The organism is uncultured Salegentibacter sp., from assembly GCF_963972535.1.
Lineage (GTDB): Bacteria > Bacteroidota > Bacteroidia > Flavobacteriales > Flavobacteriaceae > Salegentibacter.
Window position 1 is genome coordinate 1 of record NZ_CAXAVR010000163.1, and the last position, 4,304, is coordinate 4,304.

The window sequence follows — 4,304 nt, forward strand, 5'->3', positions numbered from 1 at the left end:
CTTGCATCTACAGCCAGGTGTACTTTACCCGGAGTAAGTTTTTTAAGCGCATTTATCCCTTCCTGAAAAGCAGCTTGCTTTTCTTTTAGAATAAAGCCCCAATCTGGAGCTAAAGGCGCTGTACTTACTGCAGAAATAAAGATAGCCTTCGGCGTATCTTTAGGATCGGCTACAATATCGTAGGGACGTTGATTAATAAATGCACCACAACCGCTTTCTAAAATGCGTTGTTTTACAGCTTCCGCATCAGAAGAAGCAGCGTCCATTTTTCCAAAATCTCTGTAAGTGTCTTCAGGATCGGCCTCAATAATCACTTCCATGATTTTACGCTTCTCACCACGCTTAATTTTCTTAAGCGCCCCACTAACGGGGCTGGTAAAACGTAATTCATCAGTGTATTTTGAAAAGAATATTTCATCACCGGCAAGGACTTTAGCTCCTTCTTTTAAGACCATTTTTGGTACCAAAGCGTGAAAATCTGGCGGTTTAATTGCGTAGGTTTTAGACCTTGGAGCTTTTACAAGCTCTTTTTCCGCCTCCCCTTCTAATTTTAGAGATAATCCTCTTTTAATTCGAATGTCTTTTGACATAGGATGGAGTGTATGTTAAAAATTTTATGTTTTGAGTCGTGCAAATTTAGGAATTTTAACTGCACTTCTCCCAAGAAAACAAAGATTTTTAAGTACTTAAAACTGTTAAAATGAAATGTTAAAAATTGCGGAATAAGATTTGTAAGTACATTTGCGTAGATTCTGTTTTAATGAAAAACTATTTTATATTCTTTTTTGTAGCAATTTTATCTTTAAACCTGGCTGCTCAGGTTGTAGAAGAAACACTTCCGCCCAGTTATATAAGAAGCGTTCAGCTCTCGGGAAATACCCAAAGCAATATGGGTAACCCTATTTTGCAACTGGGAGAACAACTCTCTTTAAAATTTGATGATATAATTGGAGACGAAGCCGATTATTATTATACCATAGAACATTATAATTACGATTGGACGCCTAACCAACTGGCAAAATCTGAATATTTAATTGGTTTTGATGATATTAGGATTTTTAATTATCAAAATTCTTATAATACGCTTCAGCCCTTCTCGCATTACGAGCTCAAAATTCCCAACGAAGATACCGGCGGATTTAAATTAAGCGGAAATTATATGATAAAAATCTTTAACGGGCAGAAAGAACTGGTTTTTTCTCGAAAATTCATGGTTTACGAAAATATTGCCCGGGTTAGGTTAAACCTTAGACGTTCCAGGGATTTAAATTTTATAGATGAAAAACAAGTGGTGAATTTCACTATAGAATCTCCAGACTTGATACTTAAAAATCCCGATAACACGGTGAATGTTCTCATTACACAAAACCACAATTTAAAGACCGCAATTAAAAATATAAAACCGCAGTACACGGTGGGGAACAACCTGGTTTACCGTTACGATTCTGAAACTGCTTTTTGGGGCGGCAACGAATATATTCAGTTTGATAATAAAGAATTAAGAGCCTCTTCGGCCGATATTAGTTCGGTTTCACTTAACGAACTTTATCATCATTATCTATTTCCAGATCGTACCCGTGCCAACGAACCTTATACATACAATCCCGATATTAACGGGCAGTTTGTAATAAGAAGCCTGCCTGCCGAAAATCCTTCAATAGAAGCTGAATATGTTTGGGTTCATTTTAAATTTCAGAATTATTCTGAATTAAATGGTGGCCAAGTACATATTTACGGAGGTTTTAATAATTTTACTATAGATAAAAGCACCCGACTTACTTATAATGAAAGAAACGATCTTTATGAGGGCGCAAGGTTATTTAAACAAGGATTTTATAATTATAAATATGTTTTAAAACGGCCCGACGGAACTATTGCTGAAGGCTTTTTGACCGGGAATTTTGACGAAACCGAAAACTCCTACCAGGTTTTGGTTTATTACCGAAGTCCGGGCGCAAGATACGACCGGCTAATTGGGGTGGGTTCGGGAAATTCTACCACGATTACCAATTAGATTGAGAGACTAACCAACTCGTTACAAAAATGGCAGGTAGCAGATACGATTTAAAGTACAGGGGCACCAAATGTCTTAACTGTGAACATCCGCTGGATAAGAGTGATAAATATTGCCCCAACTGTGGGCAATTAAACAGCACTAAAAAATTAAAATTCGATGATTTTTTTACAGAATTTTTCTCCGGTATTTTTGCCTACGATTCCCGTTTTCACCGCACCATACGGGTTTTATTATTTTTTCCGGGTAAAATTTCTAAAGATTATATCCAGGGAAAAAGAATGCGGTATGCAAACCCCTTTAAATTTTATTTAAGCGCTTCTATTATCTTTTTTCTAATCTGGGGCTTTGGTAATTCTTTTGATATAGAACCTATAGTAAATGATGACGAAATTGAAGAATTAGTTCAGGACAGTATTACCGGCCCCAATATGATCCCTACGCCGGGCGGGAAAGAAATTAATCTCGACTCCTTAATTATAAATCAACAACGCAACGCTAAAAAACCTTACCGGGAATTTTATAAACCTCACGAGGAGTTAGATACAATGAGTTACCTGGACGCCGGGAATTTAAAATTTGATCTTTACTCAAGGTTTTATAAAGAAACAACCATTAGAAATGCCGAAACTGCCATGGACAGTCTTTCATATCCGCAAACCAGCTATAATCACTGGCTCTATAAAAAAGCGGTAGATTGGAATACTTTAAAGGAGAATCCCGGGTTGTTTTTAAATTATTTTATCAATAAACTTCCTTTTATCATCTTTTTCTATTTGCCGGTTTTCGCACTATTTATCTGGTTATTATATATTAGACGACCTTTTAATTATATTGAGCATTTAGTTTTTACTTTTCACGTACAAACCACCTTTTTTATACTGTTAAGCCTGGCGCTATTCGTAGATTACTTATTTCCGGGCAACTGGGCATTTATACTTTTCAACTTTATTTTTGCTTTTTATTTATATAAAGCCTTACGCGGTTTCTATTGCCAGGGGCGTGTTAAAACGATTGTAAAGTTTATGCTCTTAAACTTTATATTTTTTATTTTAGCAGGAATCGCTACAATAATTTCAATTTTAGCATCTTTTGCCATATATTAAGATATGATTCAACAAGTTACAAGAGGCATAAAAATTTCGGTCCACACCAATTTTGAAGGTACTTTTTTAAAGAACCTTGGCTCTCGTTTTGCCTTTTCTTATCATATAACTATAGAAAATCAAAGCAACGATTCCGTACAATTAACTTCGCGTTTCTGGAAAATTAAAGATGCTTTAAACAATACCGAGATTGTACAGGGTGAAGGCGTTATTGGACAAAAACCGGTTTTAAAACCTGGGGAATCCCATACTTACCAGAGTGGCTGTTTGCTTAGTTCTCCTTTTGGGTCTATGAGCGGTTACTATAATATGGTAAGCTTTAGCTCCACCCGAAAATTCAGGGTTAAGATTCCTACTTTTAAATTAAGCGCTCCATTTGCCTTAAATTAAAGCCCGGGAAATTCTTTATTACTTATTCTTCCCTTTTCCAGATCTTTATATTTAAAATTCAAATTACCCGGTAAAAATTCTATTTGGGATATACTTTTGGTTTTCAGAAAACCACGATCAATAATTAAGTCTATCTCCTTATCACCTTTTCCTGCAGAATGATGAAATTCCCATAGATTTTCAGCAGAAAGATTTTTTTCCTTTTGAAATATAGAAAACCATTCTTCCCGAAGTTTTTTCATTTCTGAAGTATATAAAGGAGAAGAAGACCAAATTTTTGGCTGAAGCGGTAATCTCTTAAAATGCTTCTTTTTACCATCCCAAACAAACTCAGCAAAAAATAGATCAGAAGACCAATCGGCTATAACTACGGTGAAGGGTTCTATATTTTTCAGGTTATAGTTGTCAATTTCAGTCTCAATATCTTGAGCAGTAAGCCAATCTTTTAAAACTACACCCCTGCTTTTTCTATACGAATCTTCACGCTTATGTGCTACAAAACCACCATTCATTAAACATAAAACCCGTTGCTTTTCACTCACTCCAATCCAGCTCCCACCGGCCACTGCGTCTTCAGGAAAAAGCAGTATGGTATCTTTTTCAGTCTTAAAACTGGGCGCATAGGTTTCGCGCGCTGTAGCTTCGTCCCTGTTAGATGTTAAAATGAAACCCTTTGAATTTTTTAAATGAGGCGTAAGACTTATGGTGCACATAAAATTATCTTAATAAAAGTATTCATTTTACAAAAATAGTTAAGCTTTCGTGAATGCGCTTTCATAAGGATTCAAAATCAC

Annotated in this window: 4 protein-coding genes and 1 pseudogene; 3 read left to right on the top strand and 2 right to left on the bottom strand. The window is 35.8% G+C overall.

The genetic code is table 11. The annotated features are described in order from the left end of the window. Positions 1 to 590, bottom strand: a pseudogene (locus tag AACZ30_RS13140) (NADH:ubiquinone reductase (Na(+)-transporting) subunit A); the annotation flags it as partial. Between the two features lie 170 nt (positions 591 to 760). On the opposite strand from AACZ30_RS13140, the gene AACZ30_RS13145 reads away from it, so the two are divergent. Genes AACZ30_RS13145 through apaG form a run of 3 tightly spaced genes read left to right on the top strand, consistent with a single transcriptional unit; the run spans position 761 to position 3,510 of the window. Then, the gene (locus AACZ30_RS13145) at positions 761 to 2,014 is read left to right on the top strand and encodes a DUF5103 domain-containing protein (protein WP_339649911.1); all 1,254 of its coding nucleotides are present in this window, start codon (positions 761 to 763) and stop codon (positions 2,012 to 2,014) included. Positions 2,015 to 2,043: 29 nt separating this feature from the next. Next, positions 2,044 to 3,120: a DUF3667 domain-containing protein gene (locus AACZ30_RS13150; RefSeq protein ID WP_339649913.1), complete on the top strand. Its 1,077-nt coding sequence runs from the start codon at positions 2,044 to 2,046 to the stop codon at positions 3,118 to 3,120. A gap of 3 nt (positions 3,121 to 3,123) precedes the next feature. Further along, positions 3,124 to 3,510: a Co2+/Mg2+ efflux protein ApaG gene (gene apaG, locus AACZ30_RS13155; protein ID WP_208222676.1), complete on the top strand. Its 387-nt coding sequence runs from the start codon at positions 3,124 to 3,126 to the stop codon at positions 3,508 to 3,510. Here apaG and AACZ30_RS13160 read toward each other — a convergent pair. Then, positions 3,507 to 4,223 (bottom strand): NRDE family protein, encoded by a 717-nt coding sequence (locus AACZ30_RS13160; protein WP_339649915.1) that lies wholly within the window; start codon positions 4,221 to 4,223, stop codon positions 3,507 to 3,509. The two genes, apaG and AACZ30_RS13160, sit on opposite strands and share 4 nt — an antisense overlap. Positions 4,224 to 4,304: the final 81 nt, after the last annotated feature.